Here is a 25,815-nt window from a genome sequence, read left to right as displayed (position 1 = left end):
CCTTACAGCTGCAAGGTCTTCGCATAACTAATATTTAAACAACATAGCAACCAGCTGGTATCCAGCTCCAATCGTCCAGAACAGCACATAATCACCGCGCCGGATACGACCCGATTCAATACCTTCATATAGCGCAATGAACGGGCTACTGGTACCTGTGTAACCATATCGATCACCCACATAAATCATTTGGGCATCCTCTAGCTCCAAGTGATCCTGAATCTTCAATACATTTGCTAACGAGAACTGAGACAGACAATAAGCCCGTACATCCTGAGGCGTCAGCCCATTCTTTTTTAAAATGCGTTCAAGCAGATCAAATGTAGGAGGTAAGGCCATATTGGCGTCAAACGGAAGCCACTGAATATATTTTCCGGGGGCGTTCCTTTGGAGTGTTGCCGCTAACCCCTGAGCCGGGTACAAAATTTTATCTATATTGACTGGGTCCGTAAAATACATTGAATCTATAAAACCGGTGTCTTCTTCTGTGCGCTCCAAAATAGCCGCACATGCAGCATCTCCATAGTTCGCATAAGTAATCTCATCCTCCGGACCGGAAATGAGTGAATTATAATCTGAACCAATAATAAGCGCTGTCCGCACGTCATGATTAGATAGCATCGACCGACTGGCTTGATCGACAGCGACTGTCATCCCTGCACAATTCGCGTTGGAATCCATCACGGCCACATCATCTCTCGCCCCAATCGCCTGGTGAACAAACAAAGCATTCATCGGAAACAGTGACTCAGGAACTTGAGTGGAGAACACGATCATATCCACATCACGGCCTGTCATACCGGCCTGTTCCAGAGCTTTTTGCGCAGCTGCAATTCCCATTGTTAGGCCGTTTTCGTTCGGATCATCAATGATATAACGCTGTTTTCTACCCATATGCTCCATGAAGCGTCGAATATCTTTGCCCCGCTCGTCAAAATGGCGAACATAGTATTCGTTATCCAACGAATGGGGCGGATGGTACACACCCAGTGCTTTTATTTTGATATGGCTCATCAGGTTTCCCCCTTACACATACATCAGCGCATTATTGTACGACAATATCTACGTTGTTTAATCCTGCTTCACGTGCTACTCGACCAAGCTGCATTTTAATAATGGTTTGTTGAAGGCTGATGCCAAAGATTACCTTGGTAAATCCAGTTTCTTTGTAACGTACAAATGAGCCCTTCAATTTTTCCACTTCTCCCGGACCCAAAAGTGCCATCTGGGTACAATCTACCTTGAGTGTAAAGCTGGACGCCTGAATGGATGAAGTTTTGGCTACATAATCTTTTACAAAGCTATCATACTCCTCCTGGCTAAAAACTCCATTCACCGCCATATGTACCGTTTTCATGGCTTGATCTACTTCGATAGTGTAAGGATGTTGACTCATTTAGAAAGACTCCTTTGATTTCATTTTTTTGTCTATTAAGAGTATCGGAATAATAGGTAGAATTTTTAATATTAAATCAGATAAATCACCACTAAAATATTACAAATTTGTGAATACAAAAAACCGTCACTGCTCCTAGAAGAAGCAACTGACGGCTGGAAATTTGCGTATTCTCATGTGCAATTAATTCGTAAACGTATGGCGACCGAGTGAGATGACAGCCGGGCGACTTTTACTCCATTTGGCTGTGGCAATGGCCGGGTTGTAATAAAACAAGGACCCATTAGTCGGATCAGCACCGTTAAGTGCCTGTCTAGCTGCACGGTATGCCGTCTTGTTTGGTTTCAGGCGGTATTGACCATCCTGTACAGCGGTGAATTGGCCAGGCTGCAAAATAACGTCCGGGATCGAGCTTGGAAACTCGCCGGACTGCACACGGTTTAATACGACAGCGCCAACAGCCACTTGACCTTCAAACGATTCTCCGCGCGCCTCAGAATAAATGATACGAGCCAGTTGATCCAGCGCGGTTACGCGCACCTCTCCGAAGGATTTCAGCTTGGCTTGTGTTGCCGCTCCGGCTACTCCATCAGGTGTCAGACCGTTATCTCGTTGAAAACGAGCCACCGCTTTACTGGTCAGAGAACCATAGTACCCAGTAAACCCAGCCTTGAAATAACCGAGCGAATGAAGCTGCTGTTGAAGCTCCAGCACCCGTTCGCTTTGAACCCCTTTCTTCAAAGCTGACGTTTGTGCTTGTGCTTGTCCTGGTGCGACTGACAATACAGTACCTAACATACATGCGCAGGACAGGATTAAAATAGATAATTTTTTCATATTCCAGACAACCTCCTCTTTCATGTTCTGTCCGGTGCAACCATTCCGGCCTGTACAACTCAGGGACGTTTATCCGATGATGTTTCTTATGACATAACTTATGCCTAGCTGCAGAAGTGACGCGTGGCTACATACGGAATGGGACAATCATGCTTTCACACGTCCGTTGCAGTATACCACAAGCCGCATTTACGTATCATCCGGCTCTGGTCCTAAGACTACCCAAGCAAAAAACGCCATCCCTAAAGGGATGACGTGTATTAAAAGCAATGGATCATGTTCTGACCACACTTGAATACGTGACTTTTTTCGCTATTTTTCGCTTCAACTTGCCCGGGATCGGAGCCTGATTTCTACTAATTCAAATCACATTTGCGCGCACACATATATGGGCGTATGCATAGGGTAGCGTACGATCATCAAATCTTGATTAACAGAAAGGCTGGAAACGACGCGTGAATTCATATATGGATTACACCTCTCCTACTGTACAATTCACCTATGATTTAAGCGACAATGTTTTGTTTCAGAAGGATGCTCAAAATTCGATCAACGAGCTGTCGATCCAGCAGCTGAATACATTGGCAAATGTATCGCTGCTGGATATTCGCCTCAGCACTGCTAATGTTGTGGAGCCTCACTATCACCAAAATGCCACAGAACTGGTCTACTGCATCTCTGGAGCAGTAACCGTGTCACTGATTAACCCCTTTACCCGCGAATTACGACATTTTCCGATCACACCTGGCCAAGTGGCTAACGTCCCTCAAGGATGGTGGCATTATCTGGTCGCCACGATGGATAACACTCATTTGTTGACGATGTTTGATGCCCCGACCCCTGAATTCATACTGGGATCTGACATTTTGCGCCTAACGCCAAATAACATTCTGGCTCATACTTACTGCCTGGATGAGAATAAGGTTCAGGAAGCGCTCGCCCCTATTAAAAAACCTGTCATCATCGGTCCTCCCAATGACTGCAAGCAGCAGCCCCCCCGAAAACCAGGGATACATGTAAGGCTTGCTGATGCTTCATCACACCATCAAGCCGTCCCCCAAAGAGATTACGCCTATACTAACGGATATCCTGGCTTCTCTTTTAATCCCTATCAAGAATAGGCTAACTCTAGTCAGGTCTTAAGTTGGAGGGAATACCTTTTCCCTGTATGTTCGCCGTTACCATAAGACCGTCCCTCTCATAAAATGCCAATGTATAAGAGGGGGTGATGGAATGGACGCTTACTACAACTGTTTGAACTGCATGAATAAAAAGGTGCGTATTCTCACCATTGACGGAAAACAGTACGAAGGAACCATTATGGATGTGGATCGTAATAATGTGTACTTAAAAACAGAACGGAACGGACGTGTACAAACGTCTGCCTTTTATCCTGGCTACGGGTATGGGAATCAAATCTTAACTTTGAGCCTATTCACCCTGCTGGCGATTGCGTTAATTTAATCCTGATCCATTGTCCGTTCCTGTCTATAGATGCCAATGTAACTCAAATGACAGCTGCCCAGCCCGGCACAGTTTGTGTAGGGCTTGTACGCTGTTATTTGAGGTGTTTTACATACGTTCCATCCTCTAAAACACTTAACCCCCCATCGGTTATATACCAATGGGGGGTTAAGCTACTCAGTTCATTTTAAACCCATAAAGACTTCGTAATGATAACGAGCAGAATGAACAGTACCAGAATAGCTCCTGTCGATGTCCATACTCCTGGGTAGCCCCCTACTGAACCGCCACCACAACCTCTTTCACATTCACTCATGGTCATTGCCTCCTTCAATTCAAGGTACAACATAGCTTATGTATTGAGCTTTCCTACGGACCGGGCTTTTCGGCAATGTTATGAATGTTTTTGCTGATGGGCATTAGCCTACACCTTTCCTAGGCAGGAGCATAGGATAACACAACTAATCTTGAAGGAGTGAAGCAATTGAATTCAAATCAAATGCTCAATTACAACGTTAATCAACCTTTCCCCCACCATCCTACCTCTCACCACGTCGTGGTGCACCCTGTAGATCCGTACGTCGTAGAAACATTAAAATCGGTGATCGGCAAGTACGTTGTACTTGAGACAACACGTGGCAGAATTGATGGATGTGTAGTGGACTGTAAGCCTGATCATGTCATTTTAGATGTATACGGAAAAAAATTCTTTGTTCGAATCAGCGAAATCGTATGGATCATGCCCAACTAAACAAATTAGACATTAAAAATCCTCGCAGATCCTATTCCGGATTCGCGAGGATTGATTATAACGTTGATTATGCTAATCAAGCCCTCCTGCCAGTGAAGCCCGGAGTTCATCTATCGTTCCGTTGTATTCATCCAAATCGACTTGGCCTTGAATACCCGGAACACTGCCTGTGCTACTGTACTGCCAAGCCCACCAGCTATTCCAAGCTGGGACTGCGGTCGGCTTTTGCGTAGTGCTGTATCGGGCTACCCACAGCTTATACATAGAAAATGTAGGATCAAACTTGGAAGCAAAGACATTGCCTGTGTATACGATCGGCTGACGCCCGGTAAGCCTCTCCATTTCATCCAAAAAAGCATGCGCCACTTCACTAATCTGTGCAGGAGTAAGACCTTTGGGGTTATTTTCATAGTCCATCACAGGGGGTAGATCCAGCCTGCCTCCTGCTGAATCTATAGCCCTGGCAAAATTAGCTGCTTCCTGACGAGCTCCATCCGCAGTAGTAGCGTTCAAAAAGTGGTAAGCGCCAACCAGGATGTTAGCATCTCTGGCACCCTGCACATTTACTAAAAATTGATTATCTTGATATTTTGTGCCCTCTGTAGCTTTAATAAAAGCAAATGTCTTGCCTGCCGCCGCCACTTGCTGCCAATCAATATTGCCATTATAGTGTGAGACGTCAATCCCTTGCGCGTGTCCATCAGAAGAAATCTCAGGTACAACAGGTATGGTAGGTATAACGTCCTCGGTAGTTGATGGCTCCTCTGTTTCCTGATCCAACGCTATAACCACCTTACCATCATCCGCATTGAGTACATGAAAGGGTGTACTCTGATTAAGATCGACCACGATGCGTACCGAGGCTGGGTTTGTACTAGCCATGGAGTATCTTACTTGAGAAACATCTGGATCTTCTGTGACTGGAAAACTTCCTTGTCCACCATTGTTAAATGATTGCGATGCTGGAAATTCCTCAGCAAACTTTGTATCCGGTATGTCTACAACAATACGGTCTGCATGAGTCAACGTGGTTACTTTTGGGGTTACTTTTCCATTAACAGTTATAGTTAATTGGTGATTATCGAAGCTAATTTGGTTTATAGCCGTGCGCGCACTCTCTTTAGGATTACTTACAGCTGGAGTAGCAGGATGATCATGAGTGGACTCGCTATTGCCGCTTGAAGTAGGAGGAGTCGTCAGGAACACGGTTTTAAGCTCGTTGTTCCAGGTCACATTCATTCCTGTCTGTTCCGATACAAAGCGAAGCGGAACATAAGTCGTCCCCTCTTTAAGCAAAGGAGCTACAGCCAATCCCATTTGATGATCATTGACAGAGGCTATGGGATTGTTGACCTGAAGACTGAGGTTAAGATTTTGCTTATGTATAGTTATGGTCCCTGTCTTGGACTCCCAATTCACGCTATAACCCAATTCCTCTACAATGAGACGGAGTGGAACCAGTACATTCCCCTTTACTTCTTGAATCTGAACACCTTTGCCAACACTTATATCTTTACCATCCAACTGAAGATGTGAACTCGAAGATGCAGCATGACTTTCTCTTGGAAATGCTAGTAGAAACAGAAACAAAAAAGCAAATAAACAAATTTTCTTCATTATGTACCCTACCAATCTCTATATTTTCGCTTATGAAATTCTTGCACTCTATGATTCTCAGGACCTCTATTTTGATAGACGCGAATCATATGGTAAAAGTTACGATTGATTCAGTACATATTTCAGTCTTATCATACAAAAGTACTAAAAAACTCTGCCAGCTATACAGCAAGCAGAGCTTTTTTCAGTTTTATTAACCTAGTTTACTAGCAATCTTATCACCAAACGAATACTTCATGTTCACACTGTTAAAAATGTTAACCCTATAAGAATGATCGAGGTAACAGATAGTACCAGTAAGGGAAGCATTGCTTTCTCCCGCAAAGCCTTAAAGCTCACATTCAGCCCCATGCCTACCATAGCCATCGTTAACATAAAGGTGGTAACTTGAGAAATTCCGTTCGTCAGACTAGATGGAACTACAATATATTTCCCAAAAACATAGCTGCCCACAATACTTGTAGCCATAAAGCCGATGAGGAACCAGGGAAACTCCACTTTAGCGTCTGTACGAATTTTTCCAGTTCGTTTCATCCAAACCATTAAAACAAAGCTGAGCGGTATGAGTAAGAAAACACGCCCCAGTTTAGCTAATAAGCCCATTGCAAGAGCATCCTGTCCGGCAGGCGCTGCAGCTAAGGCCACATGTGCAATTTCATGTAAACTGATGCCCGACCAGATTCCATATTGCATATCCGTCAAAGGAAGCCAGGGCCGAAGCACAGTAAACAAAATGGCAAATACCGTTCCAACCAAGGCAATGAGTCCTACTCCTATGGCTGTATCCTCATCTTTGGATTTTAACAAGGGAGAAACCGCTGCAATCGCTGCTGCACCGCAAACTCCTGTTCCAATACCAAGAAGAAGCGAAAGCGAAGCATCTGCCTTGAAACGTTTTGCCAGCCAAACCGTAAAAAAGATGGAAAATACAACGGTGCCCACATCACGCAAAAGTAAACCCAACCCATGATGAATGACAACATCCATGTTCAGCTTCAGCCCAAATAACACAATCGCTCCACGTAGTATTTTCTTTGCTGAAAACTCAACCCCCGAGCGCACAGCTTCAGGGTATCCCCACAACTGTCGGTACAGAATAGCGAGAAACATGGCACAGGCCAATGGACCTACATAATGAAAACCTGGCAATTCGTTCAGGCCGTAGCCTGCCAAAGCAAATAACATCGTGAGGATAATGCCAAATATACGCTGGAATAATCGCCCTCTGTTCGAAAATAATTTGGTGTGTTGTGTATGACTGTTCATGGTGAACCCCTCCAATTCTACATGCATCCAGCTTAATATGTTTTTTGTCATAAGAAAAATAAATCATTATAATAATGATAATAAGTAAATAGATATGATGGATTTGGAGGAATGGGCATTGGACCAATCTTTAATCGTATTTGTTATGGTCGCGGAGAAACAAAACTTCACACGAGCTGCCGAGGTGTTACACATGACCCAACCTGCGGTAAGTCAATATATTCAAACGCTGGAACGTAGCGTAGGGACCCGCCTCCTGGAGCGTAGTAATAAATATGTGCGCTTAACCAAAGCAGGTGAAATTGTGTATCATCATGCTCAGGAGATTATCCGTCTCCATACACGGATGCAATATTTGGTGGACGAGCTGATACATACGGCAAAAGGAAACCTGTCGATTGGCGCAAGCTACACATATGGCGAATATGTGCTGCCGCATGTGATTGCGCAAATGAGAATCCAGTATCCACTCATTCAGCCCTCGATTACCATCGGTAACACTCAGGAAATTGAAAAACTCATGATCCATAATCAACTGGATGTAGGCATTATCGAAGGAGAATTTCAGCATGACCATTTACACATTGAATCATTTGCTGATGATAGAATGTATATCGTCGTTCCGCAAAATCATCGTTTGGCTGGTAAATCTCAAGTGGATTTAAGTGAGCTGCAAGAGGACATCTGGATTCTGAGGGAAGAAGGTTCTGGAACCCGGGAAGCGGCTGAAAATATGTTTGCACGGTTCCGGTTCTCCCCTTCTCATATGATGAATTTTGGCAGTACACAGATCATCAAAGAGTCTGTAGAAGCAGGCTTGGGGATTTCTTTGCTGTCCCAATGGGTCATTCAGAAGGAACTTGCTCTGGGCACATTAAAAGTACTGGATATTCATAATCTTCCGGTCATTCGAAAATTCTCCTTCCTAACTCCTTCTTCGACATTTGAAACGAAAGCAAGCACCGCTTTTTTGGAGATTTTGCGAAGTTATAATGTGACAAGGTAAAGTGCAGAAACCACGAAAAAAAGCACCCATTAAGGTGCTTTCGACATAATCATTATCATGTTTTTTATGAGGAAAGATGATCCTTACCATGATATAAGAAAATGAGAAAAATCAGCGTAGCTTCCTTGGAATTGTTGCATATCATGAGCAGCAATACCTACAAAATTCCCTGTAAAACCACCGGATAAAAAGCTGATATCCTGCATTTCAAAAAGCCGCTTCCAAGCAGGTTTGTCTCCGACTCCATAATAAAATTGCCCGTGGGATGCATGGACTTCCACAGCTAAATGTATAGGAAGATCGTCCTGAAGCGTAATCGCTTGGGGAACTAAGGTAAATGTGTTGGCTTCACATCGCATCATGCGCAGCACCTTCCCTTGTCCCTCCTCATAGCTAATATAGGCGTACAAATAATCTTCTTCATTAAGGTACAGTAGAAGCCCCGCCATTTGCAAATAGCTTGTTGGCTGATACTCCAATGCTGTTTCCACCCGGAAATGATGATCCGTTTGCCGAATGGCAAGCACATGATGCTGGAACAGACTTTGAATGGATTCTCCAGCTAGAATCCGAAGATAACCGGGGCGCTGGCTTAATGAACACCAGCTATCATCCGCCAGGATACGCAATGTGTTCCACGTTTTATCTAATGTGGTTCCCTCGAAAAAATCCTCGAAAATATAACCCTGCTGCTCTTGTTTAACCGAGAACTTCCCTCGAGGTGCGGGCACCTCCAATTGAGGTGTATGGCCCCCGGCGGTTAATCGCAGCCAGCCTTCATCATTCCAGTACACTTGCTGCAAGGCTGTTTCCCGTCCTAAAATGGCATATTTCCCCTCTACTGGACGTGTACATAAATGAGCCATGTACCATTCGCCGTCCGGTGTTTGTACAAGACTGCCATGTCCTGCGCATTGTAACGGGAAATCCAGTCGATCACGTGACGTAAGCATGGGGTTGTGCGGGTCTACTTCATATGGCCCGGATATCTGCTTCGACCGTGCTACGGTAACGGCATGCCCCGTACCCGTTCCGCCTTCCGCTGTAACGAGATAGTAATAACCGTTTTGCTTGTAGATGTGAGGCGCTTCTGTTTTCTTCAAAGGAGTACAATCAAAGATTTTAACAGGCTCGCCAATGAGTTGTTGTTGCTTGCTGTCATACTCCTGCATGACGATACCGGAAGATTTATTACTTTCCAACATGCGGTAATCCCACAATACGTTCAACAGCCATTTGCGTCCGTCCTCGTCATGAAATAAAGACGGATCAAATCCGCTACTGTTAAGATAGACGGGTTCCGACCAAGGCCCTTGGATCGTAGGCGCCGTCATCACAAAATTATGAACATCCTTGAACGGACGTTTGGTGCTTTTCACATCCGTATAGAGCAGATAAAAAAGGTCATCCGCATAGCTAAGCTGCGGTGCCCAAATGCTGCAATTTTTCGGGTTTCCTCTTAAATCAACCTGATCGGTCAAAATATCTGTGCAATGCTCCCAGTTGGCCAAATCTTTGGACTGGTACACCCGTACTCCAGGCAACCACTCAAACGATGACACCACAATATAGTAAGTATCCTCGACTCGTGTAATACACGGATCGGGATTAAAGCCTTTTAATATGGGATTTTGGATCATCATGAGACCTCACTTCTCCTTACTTCCAAAATGTGACTTCATCAAAAACCTTTTCCTTGCTCCATGCTTTTGTTCCCGATTCAAAACAATCCGCCCACGGAACACGCTGCTTACGTAACGTAGCAACTTCATCGTGTCCGTTATATTCCTGATAACAGACCGTTTTCTCGTTCGCAACATTGTTCCAATTGTCCCAGCCACGTGGGTCAATATGATCGCCCATTTTACAATCGACAAATACGGTCTTGGCATACTCCCGCCACGGACGCCCCAAAAAAACCGGGGTAATATCAGCTTCTGCGGTTAAGTAGCAATGGTTGAATACATAACCATACGCTTGTCCTTGCGGCGTAGAAGCGGCTGTGACGTAGCTCGTTTGGTTGTCATGATGACGTAAACTGCGAATTTCGCAATCTTCAAAATACGCGGTAGCCCCACCAAAAATAAAGTCCACCGTACCCTCTATATAACAATGCTGATAAAGCTGCCGATAGTGCCTATGATGCTCCTTCAAATGGATTCCACCAAACTGGAGTCGTTCTTTCGGTGCAGGAGGTAGAGGGCCTGTAAATAAAGTATCCTGGTGCCCTTTAAAGGTACAGTTTCTAAAGACCGTTTCATCACAATGAGCGTATACCGCAACGGCCTGCCCAATGGCTTCTCCCTGGCCCGCCGTGTTGGAAATCGTGAGATTTTCCAAGATCAGATGGCTACCGCCTAAAAATAAAGTAGGTGTCGCAAAGGTCCCTATTTCCTCTCCCGCTTCATCCCGCTCCTTGGCATACCGATCCATTCGAATCTCTACCTGTCCGATGCCTATAATATGAAGATATGAACGGTAAATTCGTACCTCTTCCTCATAAGTACCTGATAAAATAGTCAGCGTTTCCATTTCGTTGGAATCCGACTGCTCCAATACAGCAATCGCCTCCTGAATCGTATGGAAATCGCAAAAGGATTCTTTTCCAACTAGCATGGTTACCCCGATCCTTTCATTTGATTTACAGGTGTTCAGCTAAAAATAACTGCCACGCCATTCGCATTTCCAACGTCTCCATATGTCCACCGCCCGCAATCACAGGCTGCCAATGCTCAGGGTGACCTGCTTCTTGGTAAGCTTCCAGCAGACCTTTTGCCAAATGCTCGACTCCTTCAATAGGACACATCCGATCATTTTGACCTGTTATACTCATCCGTGGACGAGGTACGATCCGCTTTTGAATATCCAAGGTGGTAAAATGCTTCAGCAAGCCAGGGACATAGGAATAGAAACCATGATGATCCAACCCCCTTTTGGCGATTAGCGTATGGGCATCTACCTGTCCACAAATATCAACCGTCACCTGTATCCGTTCATCTAACGCAGCCATCCACCATGCCATGAGTCCGCCCATCGACATACCGATTGTTGCAATACGGGAAGCATCAATATCTTCACGCTGGCACATATAATCCAGTAAGCGACGGTTATCATACAGCATCATGCCCCACAGCACTTGGCCCTGCCAGAGCATTTCCTTTACCAGCTCGCTCTCGGTTTTGCCCCCACGTTCATTGAAGCCCCACATGTCAATGCAGCATACACAGTACCCCATGTCTGTCAGGGTAGTAGCAAACGAGGGCTGCTGCAAGTAAGTGCTGCTATGGATCAGTTCTTTGCGCCCGTTCGTATAATTGCCCCCATGCGAATGGTTAAAAACGACCAATGGGAACGGACTGTTCCCTTGTAAGGGTGTAGCTACATAAGCGGGTACAGACTCGATCCCGTTCAAGTCGAGCAGGAGACACTCCAGTCGGTATCCCTCGCGCTCTTCTTGATTCAGCAGAGTTGCCGTTACAGGGCGATCTGCCGGAAGGTCGCCCAACAATGCTTGCAACTTATCCACGTTGTACCTCCTTTCATGCCCTCCTAATTCATCTTATTTCGTTCAGAAGGTTGTATCGTTACTTGTTCTATCAGCTTTTCGGGCTGAGCTGTATTCTTCGAATGACAACGATTGATTTCAACGTCTTCTCCATTTTCAATGTAAAAGGCAGGACCTTCATGATTCTCAATCGTCACATGTTGAAAACGAATATCCTTCACATTACCTAGATAAAAACCACGGTTGTTCATATCTTCAATCCCTGTCATCATCGCCGGACGACCGGGAATTGCATTTTTAGCCATAGAAATATCAATATTGGAAAATGTAATTTCAGCAATATATTGCTCTGCAAGTCCATATAAGAATCCAGCAGCCGCATGAACCTGTCGTGCCGTAATATCGGAAAAATGGATTCGTCTAAAGCACGGGGTTTCATTGGTAACCGGATAGGGGTTTTTATCCCACACATATTTGTCTTTGCCCCGAGGGCCGCAGAAATAATAAAGGTTCAGAATAAATGGACAAATTACATCTTCCATCACAATGTTGCTGACGCGAATATCCTCGATGGTTCCGCCACGTCCTCGTCTTGATTTCAGACGTATACCCCGATCCGTTTGCTTGAACACGCAATTACTGATCGTAACATTACGAATATCACCACTCATTTCGCTTCCCAGTACGACTGCGCCATGTCCATGCACCATCGTACAGTTAGTAATCGTAATATTTTCACATGGAATTCGCTCTTGTGTATCTTCGGTTCCTGCTTTGATGGCAATACAATCATCGCCCACATCTATATTGCAGTTGCTAATACGAACATTGGAACAGGATTCAGGATTAATGCCATCCGTATTGGGGGAGTCCGCGGGGTTAAGAATGGACAAATTATCAATCGTAACGTTATAGCAAGCGATGGGGTTTACAGTCCAACTAGGGGAATTTTTTAACATAACATCTTTAATGGTAACCCGCTGACAACGGTCAAAGCTGATTAATTTGGGTCTCGGATATTGTAACTCCTCTGGATGATTCCGGTGCTTTTCCCACCACGGTTGGCCATTTCCGTCCAGCGTTCCGCTACCTGTAACTGAAATATTCTCAAGGTTCTGTCCATAAATGCATGACGCATGCACTTCCCGCTGAACGCCTTCCCATCTGGATTCTACTACAGGGTAATCAGCCAGTTCCGTACTGAAGGACAGAGTTGCGCCAGGGCTTACATGCAGCTCAATGTTACTTTTCAGAAAGATAGCTCCTGTCAGATACGTCCCTGACGGAACATAAACGGTTCCTCCTCCAGCATTGCTGGCCGCTTCAATGGCAGCCGCAATCGCTTCCGTAGCCAACGTCGTACCATCCTGAACTGCTCCATAATCTACAATGTTATACAATTGCATTTCGTTCTCTCCTGTCTTTATATTTTGTGGATGTTAGATCCATTTTGTATTGGGAAAGCATAAGCTGCCCCCGGGTTTCAACATCCAAGAAATCATTCAAGGAGTCTGGGGGCAACAGCCATGCTCAGCTATTATTTTTTCGTTTTTTTATACGCTTCCTCATACTCAGCAGTAATCCGTGATCCACCGGAGTTTTTCCAGTTTTCTACGGCTGCTTTAAATCCGGCTTCGTCAAGCTCGCCCATAATAAATTTGAAGGAGGCGTCGGTAATGATTTTCTCCAGTTCTGTTCCTTGCTCATTAGCAGTGACTGAATCCAGTGGCACGGTCGGGTCCAGAACAGCAAATTCATTATTTTCACGGACTAATTCATTAGCGAGTTCCTTTTCTGGATTGGCATCTTTTAAGTTATAGGTCACTTCACTTGGTCTGGAGCTTGAAAACGGCTGAACATCTGCTTGCCACAAATCTGTATTCGTAATTTTGAAGGCTCCATCTTTTTCGATTTTATAATGAGTGCCTTCAATACCGCCGGTCATATACATATATACATCTTTGTCAATTAAATCATCTACAAATTGCAGCAGTCTCTTCAACTCAGCTTCCGTTTTCACTTCGGATTTTGGAAATGCCAGCAAACCTCCTACCCCGCTTCCTTCAGACCATACGTGGTATTTGCCATCTCCATTCGAAATCTTGTTAACCGGTACCAGCTTCAGTCCCTTTTGTAGGCCTTGGGACAAGGTTCTGAGGTTAGAGATATCGATCATTCCCGTATAAATACCTGCTTTACCTTGTGCAAATTGTTGCTGCTGATCCGTTTTAGCGGTTACAGCAAAATCTTTAGAGAGATATCCATTTTTGTATAATTTATTGGAATACTTTAAGGTCTCCAAATATTGAGGAGTATCAAATTCTGGCGTAAACTTTCCGCTTTCATCTACTTTCCAGCCATTAGGTGTGCCAAAGTAGGAACTTAAAGTTTTGAAGCTGCTATAGCGTAGATCCGATCTGTCAACAAACCCAGTCGTATCATTTTTTCCATTTCCATCCGGATCATCTTCTGTAAACGCTCTCGCAACTTCATACAACTCATCCAGTGTCGTCGGCACCTTCAGTCCTAAGCGATCCAGCCAATCCTGACGAATGACCAGACCCGCCCGAGCCAGATTCTTCTGGAACGGAACGCCATACAGTACCCCTTCAATGGATGCGGCTTCCCGAACTTCAGGCGGGATCTTCTTCAAATTTTCATAATCATCCAAATACTTTCCTACATCCCAGAATAGCCCTGATTTCAAAGAGCTTCGTACTGAAGAATTTGTCATCATCGTCAGCGTCACCATATCGGCCAATTCGCCGGATGCAAGCGCAGTAGTGATTCTCTCTTCTTTGGAAGCGTCAGGCACCCAATTGAACGTGATTTTAGAATTGGTGTATTCTTCAATTTTGCTTTTGATCGTTTCTGTAGGCGGAGAAGCTGTATGCAATACGTTTAACCAGGTAAATTCCAGTTTGGACTTCGGATCATAGGTTTGGCCGCTTTGATCCTCAGCTCCCTTGTCACCGCAAGCAGCTAAAAAAACACTCATGACCATTAGTACAGCAAGAAGGCCTGATACTCCCTTTTTCGTCGTGATTCCCTTTTTCATTGTGTTTGCTCCTCTTCTGTTTATATATTTATGCCATATCTTCCTCTTTCACCAGAACCTCTCGCTCTATTTTGCTGAACACCTGATGCGTCATCCACATCACGAGATAACCCATAATACTTGCTCCGGCAAAAGTTAGAATTCCTGGGTACAAGCCTAGAATCAATGCAAAAAGCACGACAATGGCTACAAAAAGAACAAGCGTATATTGTAAATACGAAAATCCAATCACTATCGACATTTTGACCTTCAGTCTGATACCTTTCCAATCATAGTGAGCCAGTAGCGGGAAAATGTAAGCCAAAGAGATGAGATACAAAAAGGCTCCAATAAGCGTCACCACACGAACATACCAGGACGAGACATTGACTATATCCACGTAGAGTACGTAACCCACAAGGCTGTAAAGCCCGCCAATGATTGCTGCTTCTTTAAAGCTTTCTCTAAAGTAACGTACAAACGTCGAGAAAATGGCGACTTCCTCATTGCCCCGAATCCACTGCCTTAAAATACTAAGCATAGCGACGGTTGCAGGCCCAACACCTATAAAACCCAAGCCCAGAATCGTCGCAATCGTCCAAAGCAAATTAAGGTAGACCAGACGCAGCAGGCGCATGCACCATTTGTTCATGTTTTCTACAAACCGTACCATTTTGCATCCTTCCCGTCGTCATTAGTAAACGCCGTCTTCACCAAATTTCTTGGCCAGTCGATTGGAGCCCATAATCAGGATTAAACCTACCACACCTTTAAAAAGTCCTACCGTCGTACTGAAACTTAATTGTCCATTCTTTAAACCCGCAGTATAAATGTAGGTGTCAAAGATTTCGGCAACCTCGCGATTTAATGAGTTCAATAACAAATACATATGCTCAAAGCCCAAATCCAACGTGCTACCGATTTTCAAAATTAACAATGTAATAATGACTGGGCGAATCGCAGGCAAGGTAACGTGCCATGTCTTTCTCAGGCGTCCAGCTCCGTCCATCTCTGCTGCCTCATACAATTGCGTATCTACCACTGTAATCGCAGATAGATAAATGATGGTAGACCAGCCGAGTTCCTTCCAAATCACTTGCCCGATGTAGACGGTTCGCAGCCATTGCGGAGAAGTTAAGAAGCTGATCTTCTCACCGCCCAGCGCGGCAATCATTTCGTTCAGCACCCCACCGTCTACAGTTAGGAATACATAAGAAATCGAAACAATAATAACCCATGACATAAAGTGCGGGATGTAGATGATGGTTTGAATAATGTTCTTAAAAAACATCTTCCTAACCTCGTTCAGCATGAGTGCCAAAATGATGGGCAATGGAAAAAAGATTACAATGTTCAATGCGAACAAAACCAGCGTATTGCGAAGCAGCATAAAAAACGTAGGCTCGGTAAACAAACGAATAAAATGCTTCATTCCTACCCATGGACTGCCCGTGATTCCCTGAAAAGCTTGATAATCCTGAAATGCAATCACCAATCCTCCCATAGGAAAATACTTAAAAATAATGAAGTACACCAGTCCGGGTAAAACCATTAAATAGAGCAGCTTGTGTTTCTGCATTCGTAAAAGGCTTTCCGTCGTTCTTTTGTTCTTTTTCATTTTCATGTTTGGTGCGGGGACACTTGAAACTTTCATTAGTTCGACCTCCTTCAAACGTTCCTGTATACGTTTTCAAGAGTATGCGATTTTCGGCATTCCGCATATAATCATCAAATGATAGCGTTTACAAAACTGGGTGTGCAGCCTACTTTTCAACCTTATCACCTTAGCTAATGATTACTACACAACCTAATGAGCATCCGCTTATTTCCATGATTAGAGAACACCTCAAGATTTGATTATATACGGAATTCTTTCCTCTTGATAAGGTTGACATGTAAACGATTACGAGGAGGTCAACCACATTGACACAGCCATTACGAAAACAAAAATTACGAAAAAAAGAATCGCTGGGCAGCCGTATTTTCAACATTGTAAACAGTACACTATTGATTCTCATTGCCCTCACTTGTCTCTTACCTTTTTTGAATATCATCGCCAGCTCTTTTGCCTCAACCGAAGAAGTAATAGCCAAGAAGTTCATTTTATTCCCAGTTACTTTTTCCTTGGATGCCTACCGCTATATTCTGTCGACTCCCACCATTTTTAGAGGTCTCGGGGTTTCGGTCGGAGTAACGATCGTCGGTACAGTTGTAAGCATGATATTTACTGCTTTTATGGCTTATGGATTATCCCGAAGATATCTACTAGGCCGCAATACGATTAACTTCATTGTCGTGTTTTCTATGTTGTTTAGTGGGGGGATGATTCCAACATTCCTGGTTGTAAAAAGCATGGGGCTTATCAATTCGTATTGGTCCTTGATTCTTCCCGTGGCCATTAATGCGTTTAACCTGATTATCATGCGTAACTTTTTTCAAGCGCTGCCAGATGATCTGGAGGAATCAGCCAAGATGGACGGGTGCAACGATTTTGGTATCTTCTTTAAAATTATGTTGCCATTAGCCCTGCCTTCTATTGCAACCATCTCTCTATTCTACGCTGTTGCCTACTGGAATACGTATATGCACGCCATTCTCTATATCAATGATTCTGCCAAATGGCCGATTCAAGTCTTGCTACGACAAATTGTAATCGTTTCCAGTGGTATGCAGGCAGAAGGAACTGCTGTAGATGTCATCCCGCCTGCGCAGACGATTAAGATGGCCGTCATTGTCATTGCGACCGTTCCGATGTTAATCGTGTATCCATTTGTACAAAAGCACTTTGTCAAAGGAGCATTGTTAGGCGCGGTAAAAGGCTAATTGGCTTGCTTCATCTTTCGGTAAGCTCCCGGTGTAACCTGTTCTTTTTTCCGAAAAGAGCGGATAAAGTTTTGCGAATTATGATATTGCAGTCGCTCGGCGATTTCTTTAATCGTCATATCTGTCTCAACGAGCCATTTCTTGCCCATTTGTAAGCGGTAACCCATCAGATATTCACTAAACGTCGTTCCGTATTCTTTTTTGAAAATACTGCTTAAATAATTCGGATTGTAATGAAGTCGGTCTCCAATGAGTTCTAATGATAATTCCTGGTCATATTCAGCACGGATAATAGCAGCAATTTTTTCCGAGAGACAGCGGAATTGCTGGTTGGTCTTCTCCTTCATGCTTTTTACCATGGGGAAAATAACTTGCTCTATTAGCATACGTTCTATCTCTTCCGGGTTACGGATGTCCAGCAAACGATGATACAAGGCATGATTGTCTTGCGTCAGCAGCACTTCAATCCCTAATAGCTGCTCTAATTGGATGAGGTTATTCACAAACCGTACCAACAGCACTTCAAAGTTCATGGAATGATTGTTTTTTATCATCATTTCCTCCAATAAAGAGTGCACGGTATGGTATACCTGCTCTTCGTCCCCTATTCGGATGGCATCAAACAGTTTTGATTCCAATTCCGTAGGATAATGAAGCAGCACCGGACCTGAAATGACCATGGAAATATCTTCATAAAAAATAATCGACTCTTTGCCTAAATTTAAACGGTGATGCAAAGCTTGCTTGCTCATCTCACAGGCTTCTTTACTTTCTAATAAGTTATCATACACTGTACTAATGCCGATGCTGATGGATACATTCAAATACTCTTTTACGTTTCGAACCAAAAGGGTCGCATCATCCAGGACTTGCTTTCTCATTTCCTGTTCGCTCTTACCTGTCAAAATTAATATGGTGGCCTGAGTGTTATCGTTCAAAATGATGGGAAGCATTCGCTGCTGCTCTGGAATCGTTTCTTCTACGATTTTGTTAATAGCCAGCAGCAAAACGTCTTTATCCGAGGGATCTCGATCTCCCAGATTATCCAGTTGGACTAACAAGGTAATATACATTTGATTCTCGATCTGCGGATAACCCAGGCGTGGCATTTTTCGTGCTAATTCCTCTGCAGAAATACGTTTGCGGAACAGGTTGAGAATCAATTGGGTTTCCAACTGTGGCATTTCGGACTGAATGAGACTTTCCAAGCTTTCCTTCTCGGTTACAATGTTGTCGATGGAATTAATAATCCATTCAATTTCATTTTTAGAAGGTTCATTTTTGAAAGCGAAATTAGGATTTTTAGGCAAGCTTCGTTTTATTTGCTGAAATGGCTTTGTAAAGTAAATGGCAATGAAGTACGCCACTACCACCATTAAGAGCGTTAATACAAGTCCCATCATGATGATTCCAAATTTGGTCGTTTGAAAGGCATCCGCAATTTCTTTCTTATCCAATACCGTTAAGTAAGTCCAATTGTTATAGGCAGATTTGGCGTAAATGACTTGTCGTGCAGGCTGCTGATCCGTTTTCTCCAAAGTTAACATACCTGTGTTGTTCGGCTTCACTGTAGCTTCTGAAATGTGCTGAAGCTGCTGAGTGGACAATAATTGTTCAGCAGGCTGGGTTTCATACATTAAATCGCCTTGTTTATTCAAAATAAAAACAGCCATATGATCCTCGGTTTGAATCGTATGATTTAACGTTTGCAGCGAAATATCCGACAAAGCAATGGCTTGCTTCTTCTTAGAGAATACAGGCAAGGTATTCACAAAACGAATTCCTTTATCTGTTTTAACCCAGAATAGCCCCTTCTCTTGGTGGTCGATATAGGTACTAATCAGCTTTTCTCGTTCCGTTTTCGTCAAATAGGACAGGCTACCATTGGAGATTCTCCAATTCTGATCCAGACTGATTAGTGAATATTCCGTTCCTTCTAATCCCATCGTAGCAATATAATTGAGCTGAGTATTCACATTCCGATACGCTATAAAATCTTTTTCTGTAATGGGATTTTTCACAACATCATTAAAGGAACTGGTCGTGCTATACGTATTAAAAGCATATTCAATCGTTTGAATTTTCTGCTCCAGACTATTTCTGATCTGTGCCATGTAGCTTTGCTTGGTATTGGAAACTCTCTCCACAACGGAGCTAATTGTTGTAAAATAGATGTAGCTGCCAAAACTGGCCACCAATCCTACTCCCAAAACCAGAATCGTAATAAAAATAGTGTAGAACATTCTTCCTTTTTTCATTGCGCTCCCCCTCTGGCTCTTTGCATCACAACAAAATTATAGCGCTTTCATAACAAGGTTTAAATCATTTTTTTCACGTGTGCATTATTTTTTACATCCGTATCATTCCAATTTAAGTCGATTTTGTTTGGTTTGCGGCAGTTAAAAAGAATTTTGGAGGAGTTACTTATGTTACATGTTGTTAGTCCTAAAGAACCGATTATAAAAGAAGAATTTCCGTCAGACACTTCTTTTCTCTCCCTATATCCCGTAGCAGTTCGTGAAGCTCGTCCTTTTATATTGGTACTACCTGGCGGTGGCTACGAGCATTTGGCCTCACATGAAGGAGAGCCTATAGCTCGGTGGTTGAATGATCTAGGTATTCATGCGGGTGTGCTGGAGTATCAAGTCGGCGATTTCGAGATTACTTCCTTGTTGGAGGATGTAGAACATGCTCTGCAATGGATTCGCCAAACACCGCATGACTGGCTAGTCATTCCTGATCAGGTGGGGCTCATCGGTTTTTCAGCAGGCGGTCACTTGGCCTCCATAGTCTCCACTATAGGGGCAGTAAAGCCAGATCTTCTGTTGTTGGGATACCCTGTAATTTCATTTCATGAGCCTCATACACATATCGGAAGCCGTACACATTTTTTAGGGGAACAGCCAACGCTGGAGCAGCTTCAAGCCTTTTCATCCGATCAGCAAGTAACTTCACAGACACCTCCAACTTTGATGTGGACTACAGCCAATGATGGCGCTGTACCAGTAGAAAATAGTCTGTTGTTCGCTTTTTCATTATCCAGAGAACATATTCCGTTTGAACTGCATGTATTTGAGGAAGGGCGACACGGATTGGGACTGTCAGAGGACAACCATGAATGCCATCAATGGCTTAATCTGGCGGAAACTTGGCTTCAAAAACATGGATATGCTCAGGCAAGGCAACAGATGACAACTCGACTGTTTATCGCTGGGGACTCCACTGCAGCTCAAAAAGGGGCTACCGAAAAACCAATGACAGGCTGGGGCGAACACTTACAAAGCTACTTGGCACCGTCTGTTCATGTGGACAATCGTGCTGTCAATGGACGAAGCACCAAATCTTTTATAGCAGAAGGCCGGTTAGCTGATATTGAAAAAGATATTCAAGCTGGAGATTATCTGTTTATTCAATTTGGACACAACGATGAGAAACAAGAAGACCCCACTCGCTATACCGATCCTGATGGAGAGTATCGTCAAAACTTAATTCAATACATTCAGTCCGCTCGGGAGCGTGGTGGAATTCCAGTGCTATTGACCTCTGTAAGCCGCCGCCGATTCACCGCAGACGGTGAACCTGATCCGTTGGCTGTAGGAGCCTATCCTGCTGCCATGAGAAAAGTAGCCGCGGAAACCAAGACACCCCTGCTCGATATTTTTGAAGCTTCTCAACAGCTGTATCGTTCAATGGGTGAAAAAGAGTCACAGCAGCTATTTATGCATTTGCCTGAAAAAGCGCATCCTAATTACCCCGCTGGTGTAACAGATAATACCCATTTTTCTGACGAAGGAGCCAAACAGGTCGCCCAGCTTGTAGCGGAAGCCATTCGACAGTGTGCGGAACTGTCTGCATTAAAACAGCGTATCGTAGAAAGGAATCTAGACAGCGATGAGAAGCTTGCACACCAACTTGTAAACTGATATCAAGAACTAAATAGATACAAACACAAAACGGACTTGGAGCTAATCACTCTGACGTCCGTTTTTTATTCCGTGTGGATCAAAGACTATACAGATAGGAGAATAGTTCAAAAATACAGTAACTTAAAATAAAATTCTTTAATTGTTATATTTAAATTATTCTGTATTTCACAGGACTTTAGAATCGTTTTATTGTATTATTTTGACAACATTTGTCGAATGAAGTGAGATCCATAACTTTACATGGTATATTTTAGGAGCTTACATCATACATAAGGAGGATTTTTTTATGAAAACTAAGAAAATATTATTATCAACAGCTATGTCTTTGGGACTTATTGGGAGCATTATCGTCCCTAGCGCGTCCGCATCTGTAGGCCCTTCTCCGGTAATTACGCCTGTCGTAGAAGTTAACGGAGTATACTACAGAACGGCTACGTTGCCACGTAATTATTCCTATGCGTTGTCGAATTACCCAGGGGATACTTATAAAGTGGCGAGCGGAAATGTCACCGTCTCCGCTTCCGGGGTGGTAACCACCACTACTGCAACGAATGCAAGAGTTGAGATTTACGGCGGTAACGGTAAATTGAGAATGGTATACACTGTTAAGGTATCTTAAGATAAAAACGGTAAAAATAGCACTGTCCGTTTATTGGGCAGTGCTATTTTTATGGACGGGCTGATGTCACCCCCTATTCTCATAGCTATTCAATGTCCTGTTCTTTGAACTTTAAAGATCATGTTTAAACCGAATCCAATTAAAACGAGGCCCGTAGCTTTATCAATAACATTTTGTACTCTCGGAGACATTAACCATTTCCTTACATAACTCAACAATAATACGATTGTGGCAAACCAAACAATGGAAACTGCTGCATAAAAGGACCCCATAAGTAAAAATTGTAGACTTGGATTGTAGTCCGGCATAATAAATTGCGGTAAAAACGTGAGAAAAAATAGTGAAATTAGTTATTCTTTACATGTACTTACGGACCATTACTTTATACTTATATTTATTGTTGGGTACAGATTCAATATCTTGAGTTACCTATTTGTAAATATTTATAGAAAAACAGATCTAGTTCTGATAGACTATTGCTACTACATTTTTATGCTGGAGGATATTGGGTTCATGAAAAATAAAGCTTTTTTCTCTCTTTTGTGTGCTTTTATTATTTTTATAATGGGATTAACAGCATGTGGAGTATCATCAAGTAAAGATCATTCATTATTATCTAAAGAAGAATTTGAACAAATGTACGTCAATGCTGATCAGTTTGAAGACCGCTCTATTGATTTTTATGGACAAATCACTAATGGTCCTAAGGAGAATACAAATGGGATTTATGTTCAAGTAAATGCTGATCCGAAAAATAATGAAAAAAACACTTTTGTCTACGGCAATAGTTTTTCCAGCTTCTCTAATGCAAAAGAGAATGATTTTATCCACGTAACCGGTACTGTCATTGATAAATATCGCTATAGAACGACCTACGGCACCTACACCTCAGCTCCTGCCATCTCGGCAAATAAAATAGAAAAATCTATGTTTATTGATCCTACATTGAGCACTATAGAAGTAAATAAGTCAATAAAACAAAAGGGCTATATCATGACTCTTCAAAAAGTCGAGTTTGCTGAAGAGGAAACACGGATTTATATGGCAATCGAAAATAAATCTAAAAACACGATAAATTATTATGACTTTTATACTAAATTGGTTCAAGGAAACAAACAATACGAACCAACGACTGATAGTGTAAGTTATACTTATCCTGCGTTACAGTCTGAAATACTACCTGGTATGAAGACAGAAGGAATTCTGACATTCTCAAAAGTTGACTCTTCTACGGACTTAACCTTAATTGCAAAGGGGTCTGCAGAGGATTTTTCCATTGAATATAATCCGTTCAAGTTTAAAATCTCAAAAAAATAGTCTTTTGGGAGCTTCTCCTAGCGTATAGATTGCATCCCCTAGAATAGATATTGATCCCCACTGGGTAGTTTAATATATTCTAAGGGGGCATTCTTCATGGCAATGAAAGATTAAAAAAATTAAATCACATTTAGAAAAAGTGAAGAAAAAGAAGGTTCGCTGCAAATTATAATCGCCCCCTTATAAATGCTACTTCCCTCCATTTTCTCACCCTCTATAAACAACAAAAAAACCCTTGCTACGCAAGGGTTTTTGAGGAAATGGGCCCTGAGGGACTCGAACCCCCGACCAATCGGTTATGAGCCGACCGCTCTAACCAACTGAGCTAAGGGCCCTCAAAAAAATTTGTATATTCACGTTACATATTCATAACAGCAACGTTAATTAATATACAACATTTTCTTGTGTTTCGTCAATAGTCTTTCGAAAATTTTCTTTTATAAAATTATTTTTATGGACTTACGGAATAAATCGGACACCATAACGACCTTTGCGCGAGCGGTACACCTCCACTGCGCGGGGATCATTGTAGCCATACATCCAGCCGTCGTGCTCCAACCTTTTTGCCAGACATCCTGCCTGAAATTTAGTCGTGTACAGTCTGCCATAGTAAATCCAATACATCCGAGCTCCCTCTTTTCACATGATGGTAGGAGTTAGTGTAACCGGATCGAATTCGATTTACACGGTCTGAGCCATAACAATCTACAATGGTTAGCAACGAGTACGAATCGTTCTAATCATTAGCTCTGTTGGCCCCTATAGCTCATCTTATTTGCCAAAGGAAGCCGGGTCCTGACGCCAGGAACGCAGCAGTTCCATCTCTTCTTCCTGAATAGTTCCTTCACGCAAGGCAACGTTCATCAGGGCTGTATAATTGGACAGGCTTTGCAGCTCCACACCTGCTTCTTCAAAGGCTTGAGTCGCTTTGTCTAGCTGGTAGCTGAAAATAGCTAGTACCGCTAACGGCTGAGCGCCTGCTTGTGCTACGGCCTGTGCTGCTTTAATGGAGCTGCCTCCTGTAGAAATGAGATCCTCGATGACCATAACCTTTTGTCCTGCGCTGATGCGGCCTTCAATTTGGTTCTCTTTCCCATGTCCTTTGGCTTTGTCCCTCACATAGGCCATTGGCAGATTTAGCTTTTGCGCCACCCAGGCCGCATGAGGAATCCCTGCTGTAGCTGTCCCTGCAATGACTTCGGTTTCGGGATATTGCTCACGAATGAGGGCAGCAAAGGAGTCTGCGATCAGCTCGCGCACCTCCGGGTAGGACATGGTCAGGCGATTGTCGCAGTAGATTGGCGATTTAATGCCAGATGTCCATGTAAAAGGCTGTTGTGGGCGCAATGCCACCGCCTGAATACGTAACAGATGGGATGCAATTTGCTCGGGTATACTATTCAATGTAGTCATACTTGTATCATCTCCTTAATAATGTGTTCCGCTGCGGCGCGTGGGTCTACTGCTGCGGTGATAGGACGTCCAACGACAATGTAGCTGCTGCCCTGGGCAATGGCTTGCCCAGGTGTAAGCACACGCGATTGATCGCCTGTAGCACTACCTGCCGGGCGTATGCCAGGGGTTATCGTCTTAAATTCTGATCCACATACAGCACGAATGGCAGGCACTTCCAAAGGGGATGCTACCACACCATCCAGTCCCGCCTCACGGGTCAGTTGTGCGTAACGAACCACTGCATCCTGCACCGTACCAGGAATACCTAACTCCTTATTCATGGTCGTCTGATCCGTGCTGGTCAGCTGTGTGACTGCAATAATGAGCGGCATGGAAAGCGAGCTGTCTGCCGAAATAGCTGCTTCTGCACCAGCTTTAGCAGCTGACATCATATTAACGCCCCCAGCAGCATGTACGTTGAACATATCCACACCTAGGCGGGTAATGCTCTCTGCCCCTCCCCGCACCGTGTTAGGGATATCATGCATTTTCAAATCCAGAAATACGGAGTATCCTCTGGACTTTAGCTGTTCTACAAAAGCTGGTCCTGCACTATAAAACAGTTGCATACCTACTTTTATATAACAGGGAATCCCCTCCAGCTGCCGAATTAACTGCTCAGCCTGTTGTGCATTGGGATAATCTAATGCAACCATCAGCCGTCCTGCCATCTGCTGAAATGCTCCATTCACCGTTCTACATCCCCTTTTCGCGTCAATTCGGGTACATTTGCCCGTGATAAAGGACATCCGTCAGCCGAAGCTGATGAATGTCCTTCCCTGTGCTACTTATTTCC

General features: G+C 43.6%; 26 protein-coding genes and 1 tRNA gene. 8 read left to right on the top strand and 19 right to left on the bottom strand.

The window, feature by feature from the left end; translation table 11 throughout:
• Positions 1 to 27: 27 nt before the first annotated feature.
• The 3 genes from NLX73_RS02660 to NLX73_RS02650 all read right to left on the bottom strand — a co-directional run bounded on the left by NLX73_RS02660 (position 28) and on the right by NLX73_RS02650 (position 2,233).
• Positions 28 to 1,014 (bottom strand): ketoacyl-ACP synthase III, encoded by a 987-nt coding sequence (locus tag NLX73_RS02660; protein ID WP_254325298.1) that lies wholly within the window; start codon positions 1,012 to 1,014, stop codon positions 28 to 30.
• A gap of 31 nt (positions 1,015 to 1,045) precedes the next feature.
• Positions 1,046 to 1,396 carry a hypothetical protein gene (locus NLX73_RS02655; RefSeq protein WP_013311042.1) on the bottom strand — a complete coding sequence of 117 codons (351 nt, stop codon included), beginning with the start codon at positions 1,394 to 1,396 and terminating at the stop codon, positions 1,046 to 1,048.
• Positions 1,397 to 1,579: 183 nt separating this feature from the next.
• The gene (locus NLX73_RS02650; RefSeq protein ID WP_254325297.1) at positions 1,580 to 2,233 is read right to left on the bottom strand and encodes a cell wall hydrolase; all 654 of its coding nucleotides are present in this window, start codon (positions 2,231 to 2,233) and stop codon (positions 1,580 to 1,582) included.
• Between the two features lie 455 nt (positions 2,234 to 2,688).
• Here NLX73_RS02650 and NLX73_RS02645 point away from each other — a divergent pair, with 455 nt between their 5' ends.
• A complete protein-coding gene (locus NLX73_RS02645; RefSeq protein ID WP_069289961.1) occupies positions 2,689 to 3,354 on the top strand; it encodes a cupin domain-containing protein in 666 nt (221 codons plus the stop codon).
• Between the two features lie 112 nt (positions 3,355 to 3,466).
• A complete protein-coding gene (locus NLX73_RS02640; RefSeq protein ID WP_025719727.1) occupies positions 3,467 to 3,697 on the top strand; it encodes an LSm family protein in 231 nt (76 codons plus the stop codon).
• 187 nt (positions 3,698 to 3,884) lie between these two features.
• Here the strand turns inward: NLX73_RS02640 and NLX73_RS24890 are convergent, their stop codons facing one another.
• Entirely contained in the window at positions 3,885 to 4,013 is a 129-nt protein-coding gene (locus NLX73_RS24890) for a hypothetical protein (protein ID WP_013371969.1), read from the bottom strand.
• Between the two features lie 168 nt (positions 4,014 to 4,181).
• On the opposite strand from NLX73_RS24890, the gene NLX73_RS02635 reads away from it, so the two are divergent.
• A complete protein-coding gene (locus NLX73_RS02635; protein WP_025719729.1) occupies positions 4,182 to 4,448 on the top strand; it encodes a DUF2642 domain-containing protein in 267 nt (88 codons plus the stop codon).
• A gap of 72 nt (positions 4,449 to 4,520) precedes the next feature.
• On the opposite strand, the gene NLX73_RS02630 is transcribed toward NLX73_RS02635, so the two are convergent.
• Together NLX73_RS02630 and NLX73_RS02625 are read right to left on the bottom strand one after the other, a co-directional pair.
• The gene (locus tag NLX73_RS02630) at positions 4,521 to 6,065 is read right to left on the bottom strand and encodes a GH25 family lysozyme (protein WP_254325296.1); all 1,545 of its coding nucleotides are present in this window, start codon (positions 6,063 to 6,065) and stop codon (positions 4,521 to 4,523) included.
• A gap of 240 nt (positions 6,066 to 6,305) precedes the next feature.
• Positions 6,306 to 7,331 carry a YeiH family protein gene (locus NLX73_RS02625; protein ID WP_254325295.1) on the bottom strand — a complete coding sequence of 342 codons (1,026 nt, stop codon included), beginning with the start codon at positions 7,329 to 7,331 and terminating at the stop codon, positions 6,306 to 6,308.
• Between the two features lie 118 nt (positions 7,332 to 7,449).
• On the opposite strand from NLX73_RS02625, the gene NLX73_RS02620 reads away from it, so the two are divergent.
• Positions 7,450 to 8,337: a LysR family transcriptional regulator gene (locus NLX73_RS02620; protein WP_254325294.1), complete on the top strand. Its 888-nt coding sequence runs from the start codon at positions 7,450 to 7,452 to the stop codon at positions 8,335 to 8,337.
• 83 nt (positions 8,338 to 8,420) lie between these two features.
• Here NLX73_RS02620 and NLX73_RS02615 read toward each other — a convergent pair whose 3' ends face one another.
• The 7 genes from NLX73_RS02615 to NLX73_RS02585 all read right to left on the bottom strand — a co-directional run bounded on the left by NLX73_RS02615 (position 8,421) and on the right by NLX73_RS02585 (position 16,533).
• A complete protein-coding gene (locus NLX73_RS02615) occupies positions 8,421 to 9,977 on the bottom strand; it encodes a glycoside hydrolase family 43 protein (RefSeq protein ID WP_254325684.1) in 1,557 nt (518 codons plus the stop codon).
• A gap of 19 nt (positions 9,978 to 9,996) precedes the next feature.
• Positions 9,997 to 10,953: a pectinesterase family protein gene (locus NLX73_RS02610; RefSeq protein WP_254325293.1), complete on the bottom strand. Its 957-nt coding sequence runs from the start codon at positions 10,951 to 10,953 to the stop codon at positions 9,997 to 9,999.
• Positions 10,954 to 10,978: 25 nt separating this feature from the next.
• The gene (locus NLX73_RS02605; protein ID WP_254325292.1) at positions 10,979 to 11,863 is read right to left on the bottom strand and encodes a dienelactone hydrolase family protein; all 885 of its coding nucleotides are present in this window, start codon (positions 11,861 to 11,863) and stop codon (positions 10,979 to 10,981) included.
• Positions 11,864 to 11,886: 23 nt separating this feature from the next.
• Complete coding sequence (locus tag NLX73_RS02600; RefSeq protein ID WP_254325291.1) at positions 11,887 to 13,248, bottom strand: glycoside hydrolase family 28 protein; 1,362 nt, start codon at positions 13,246 to 13,248, stop codon at positions 11,887 to 11,889.
• Positions 13,249 to 13,379: 131 nt separating this feature from the next.
• The gene (locus tag NLX73_RS02595; protein ID WP_028540499.1) at positions 13,380 to 14,900 is read right to left on the bottom strand and encodes an extracellular solute-binding protein; all 1,521 of its coding nucleotides are present in this window, start codon (positions 14,898 to 14,900) and stop codon (positions 13,380 to 13,382) included.
• Positions 14,901 to 14,928: 28 nt separating this feature from the next.
• The gene (locus NLX73_RS02590; RefSeq protein WP_069289969.1) at positions 14,929 to 15,552 is read right to left on the bottom strand and encodes a YesL family protein; all 624 of its coding nucleotides are present in this window, start codon (positions 15,550 to 15,552) and stop codon (positions 14,929 to 14,931) included.
• Positions 15,553 to 15,573: 21 nt separating this feature from the next.
• Positions 15,574 to 16,533, bottom strand: a complete 960-nt coding sequence (locus tag NLX73_RS02585; RefSeq protein WP_023989418.1) for an ABC transporter permease — start codon at positions 16,531 to 16,533, stop codon at positions 15,574 to 15,576.
• 269 nt (positions 16,534 to 16,802) lie between these two features.
• On the opposite strand from NLX73_RS02585, the gene NLX73_RS02580 reads away from it, so the two are divergent.
• Positions 16,803 to 17,702 carry a carbohydrate ABC transporter permease gene (locus tag NLX73_RS02580; protein ID WP_013311057.1) on the top strand — a complete coding sequence of 300 codons (900 nt, stop codon included), beginning with the start codon at positions 16,803 to 16,805 and terminating at the stop codon, positions 17,700 to 17,702.
• Here the strand turns inward: NLX73_RS02580 and NLX73_RS02575 are convergent.
• Positions 17,699 to 19,960 (bottom strand): helix-turn-helix domain-containing protein, encoded by a 2,262-nt coding sequence (locus NLX73_RS02575; RefSeq protein WP_069289971.1) that lies wholly within the window; start codon positions 19,958 to 19,960, stop codon positions 17,699 to 17,701. The genes NLX73_RS02580 and NLX73_RS02575 overlap by 4 nt on opposite strands.
• Before the next feature lie 168 nt (positions 19,961 to 20,128).
• Here NLX73_RS02575 and NLX73_RS02570 point away from each other — a divergent pair, with 168 nt between their 5' ends.
• Both NLX73_RS02570 and NLX73_RS02565 read left to right on the top strand, forming a co-directional pair.
• The gene (locus NLX73_RS02570) at positions 20,129 to 21,625 is read left to right on the top strand and encodes a GDSL-type esterase/lipase family protein (RefSeq protein ID WP_254325290.1); all 1,497 of its coding nucleotides are present in this window, start codon (positions 20,129 to 20,131) and stop codon (positions 21,623 to 21,625) included.
• A 289-nt stretch (positions 21,626 to 21,914) separates the two neighbouring features.
• Positions 21,915 to 22,247: a hypothetical protein gene (locus NLX73_RS02565; protein ID WP_025718617.1), complete on the top strand. Its 333-nt coding sequence runs from the start codon at positions 21,915 to 21,917 to the stop codon at positions 22,245 to 22,247.
• Between the two features lie 89 nt (positions 22,248 to 22,336).
• Here NLX73_RS02565 and NLX73_RS02560 read toward each other — a convergent pair whose 3' ends face one another.
• Positions 22,337 to 22,594, bottom strand: coding sequence for a LysE family translocator (locus NLX73_RS02560; RefSeq protein WP_367997084.1), 258 nt, complete (start codon positions 22,592 to 22,594; stop codon positions 22,337 to 22,339).
• A 166-nt stretch (positions 22,595 to 22,760) separates the two neighbouring features.
• Between NLX73_RS02560 and NLX73_RS02555 the strand changes: the two genes are divergently transcribed.
• Positions 22,761 to 23,564, top strand: a complete 804-nt coding sequence (locus NLX73_RS02555; RefSeq protein ID WP_254325288.1) for a DUF4352 domain-containing protein — start codon at positions 22,761 to 22,763, stop codon at positions 23,562 to 23,564.
• A 261-nt stretch (positions 23,565 to 23,825) separates the two neighbouring features.
• Here the strand turns inward: NLX73_RS02555 and NLX73_RS02550 are convergent.
• From NLX73_RS02550 to pyrF, 4 genes are all read right to left on the bottom strand, one after another.
• A tRNA-Ile gene (locus tag NLX73_RS02550) sits at positions 23,826 to 23,899 on the bottom strand.
• A 124-nt stretch (positions 23,900 to 24,023) separates the two neighbouring features.
• Entirely contained in the window at positions 24,024 to 24,188 is a 165-nt protein-coding gene (locus NLX73_RS02545) for a hypothetical protein (protein ID WP_014282411.1), read from the bottom strand.
• 147 nt (positions 24,189 to 24,335) lie between these two features.
• Positions 24,336 to 24,977 (bottom strand): orotate phosphoribosyltransferase, encoded by a 642-nt coding sequence (gene pyrE, locus NLX73_RS02540; protein ID WP_250260947.1) that lies wholly within the window; start codon positions 24,975 to 24,977, stop codon positions 24,336 to 24,338.
• Positions 24,974 to 25,768: an orotidine-5'-phosphate decarboxylase gene (pyrF, locus tag NLX73_RS02535; RefSeq protein ID WP_302055256.1), complete on the bottom strand. Its 795-nt coding sequence runs from the start codon at positions 25,766 to 25,768 to the stop codon at positions 24,974 to 24,976. Before pyrF ends, pyrE begins: the two co-directional genes overlap by 4 nt.
• Positions 25,769 to 25,815: the final 47 nt, after the last annotated feature.

Source organism: Paenibacillus sp. CH40 (assembly GCF_024213605.1).
Classification (GTDB): Bacteria; Bacillota; Bacilli; order Paenibacillales; family Paenibacillaceae; genus Paenibacillus; species Paenibacillus polymyxa_B.
This window is presented reverse-complemented; position numbering and strand designations above follow the sequence as displayed.

Bases quoted from the DNA above. Each gene is read 5' to 3' on its own strand.
- NLX73_RS02590 (WP_069289969.1), bottom strand. From the start codon at position 15,552: ATGGTACGGTTTGTAGAAAACATGAACAAATGGTGCATGCGCCTGCTG.
- NLX73_RS02655 (WP_013311042.1), bottom strand. From the start codon at position 1,396: ATGAGTCAACATCCTTACACTATCGAAGTAGATCAAGCCATGAAAACG.
- NLX73_RS02660 (WP_254325298.1), bottom strand. From the start codon at position 1,014: ATGAGCCATATCAAAATAAAAGCACTGGGTGTGTACCATCCGCCCCAT.
- NLX73_RS02600 (WP_254325291.1), bottom strand. From the start codon at position 13,248: ATGCAATTGTATAACATTGTAGATTATGGAGCAGTTCAGGATGGTACG.
- pyrF (WP_302055256.1), bottom strand. From the start codon at position 25,768: ATGTCCTTTATCACGGGCAAATGTACCCGAATTGACGCGAAAAGGGGA.
- NLX73_RS02565 (WP_025718617.1), top strand. From the start codon at position 21,915: ATGAAAACTAAGAAAATATTATTATCAACAGCTATGTCTTTGGGACTT.
- NLX73_RS02575 (WP_069289971.1), bottom strand. From the start codon at position 19,960: ATGAAAAAAGGAAGAATGTTCTACACTATTTTTATTACGATTCTGGTT.
- NLX73_RS02615 (WP_254325684.1), bottom strand. From the start codon at position 9,977: ATGATCCAAAATCCCATATTAAAAGGCTTTAATCCCGATCCGTGTATT.
- NLX73_RS02595 (WP_028540499.1), bottom strand. From the start codon at position 14,900: ATGAAAAAGGGAATCACGACGAAAAAGGGAGTATCAGGCCTTCTTGCT.
- NLX73_RS02650 (WP_254325297.1), bottom strand. From the start codon at position 2,233: ATGAAAAAATTATCTATTTTAATCCTGTCCTGCGCATGTATGTTAGGT.
- NLX73_RS24890 (WP_013371969.1), bottom strand. From the start codon at position 4,013: ATGAGTGAATGTGAAAGAGGTTGTGGTGGCGGTTCAGTAGGGGGCTAC.
- NLX73_RS02640 (WP_025719727.1), top strand. From the start codon at position 3,467: ATGGACGCTTACTACAACTGTTTGAACTGCATGAATAAAAAGGTGCGT.
- NLX73_RS02570 (WP_254325290.1), top strand. From the start codon at position 20,129: ATGTTACATGTTGTTAGTCCTAAAGAACCGATTATAAAAGAAGAATTT.
- pyrE (WP_250260947.1), bottom strand. From the start codon at position 24,977: ATGACTACATTGAATAGTATACCCGAGCAAATTGCATCCCATCTGTTA.
- NLX73_RS02545 (WP_014282411.1), bottom strand. From the start codon at position 24,188: ATGTATTGGATTTACTATGGCAGACTGTACACGACTAAATTTCAGGCA.
- NLX73_RS02625 (WP_254325295.1), bottom strand. From the start codon at position 7,331: ATGAACAGTCATACACAACACACCAAATTATTTTCGAACAGAGGGCGA.
- NLX73_RS02555 (WP_254325288.1), top strand. From the start codon at position 22,761: ATGAAAAATAAAGCTTTTTTCTCTCTTTTGTGTGCTTTTATTATTTTT.
- NLX73_RS02585 (WP_023989418.1), bottom strand. From the start codon at position 16,533: ATGAAAGTTTCAAGTGTCCCCGCACCAAACATGAAAATGAAAAAGAAC.
- NLX73_RS02630 (WP_254325296.1), bottom strand. From the start codon at position 6,065: ATGAAGAAAATTTGTTTATTTGCTTTTTTGTTTCTGTTTCTACTAGCA.
- NLX73_RS02610 (WP_254325293.1), bottom strand. From the start codon at position 10,953: ATGCTAGTTGGAAAAGAATCCTTTTGCGATTTCCATACGATTCAGGAG.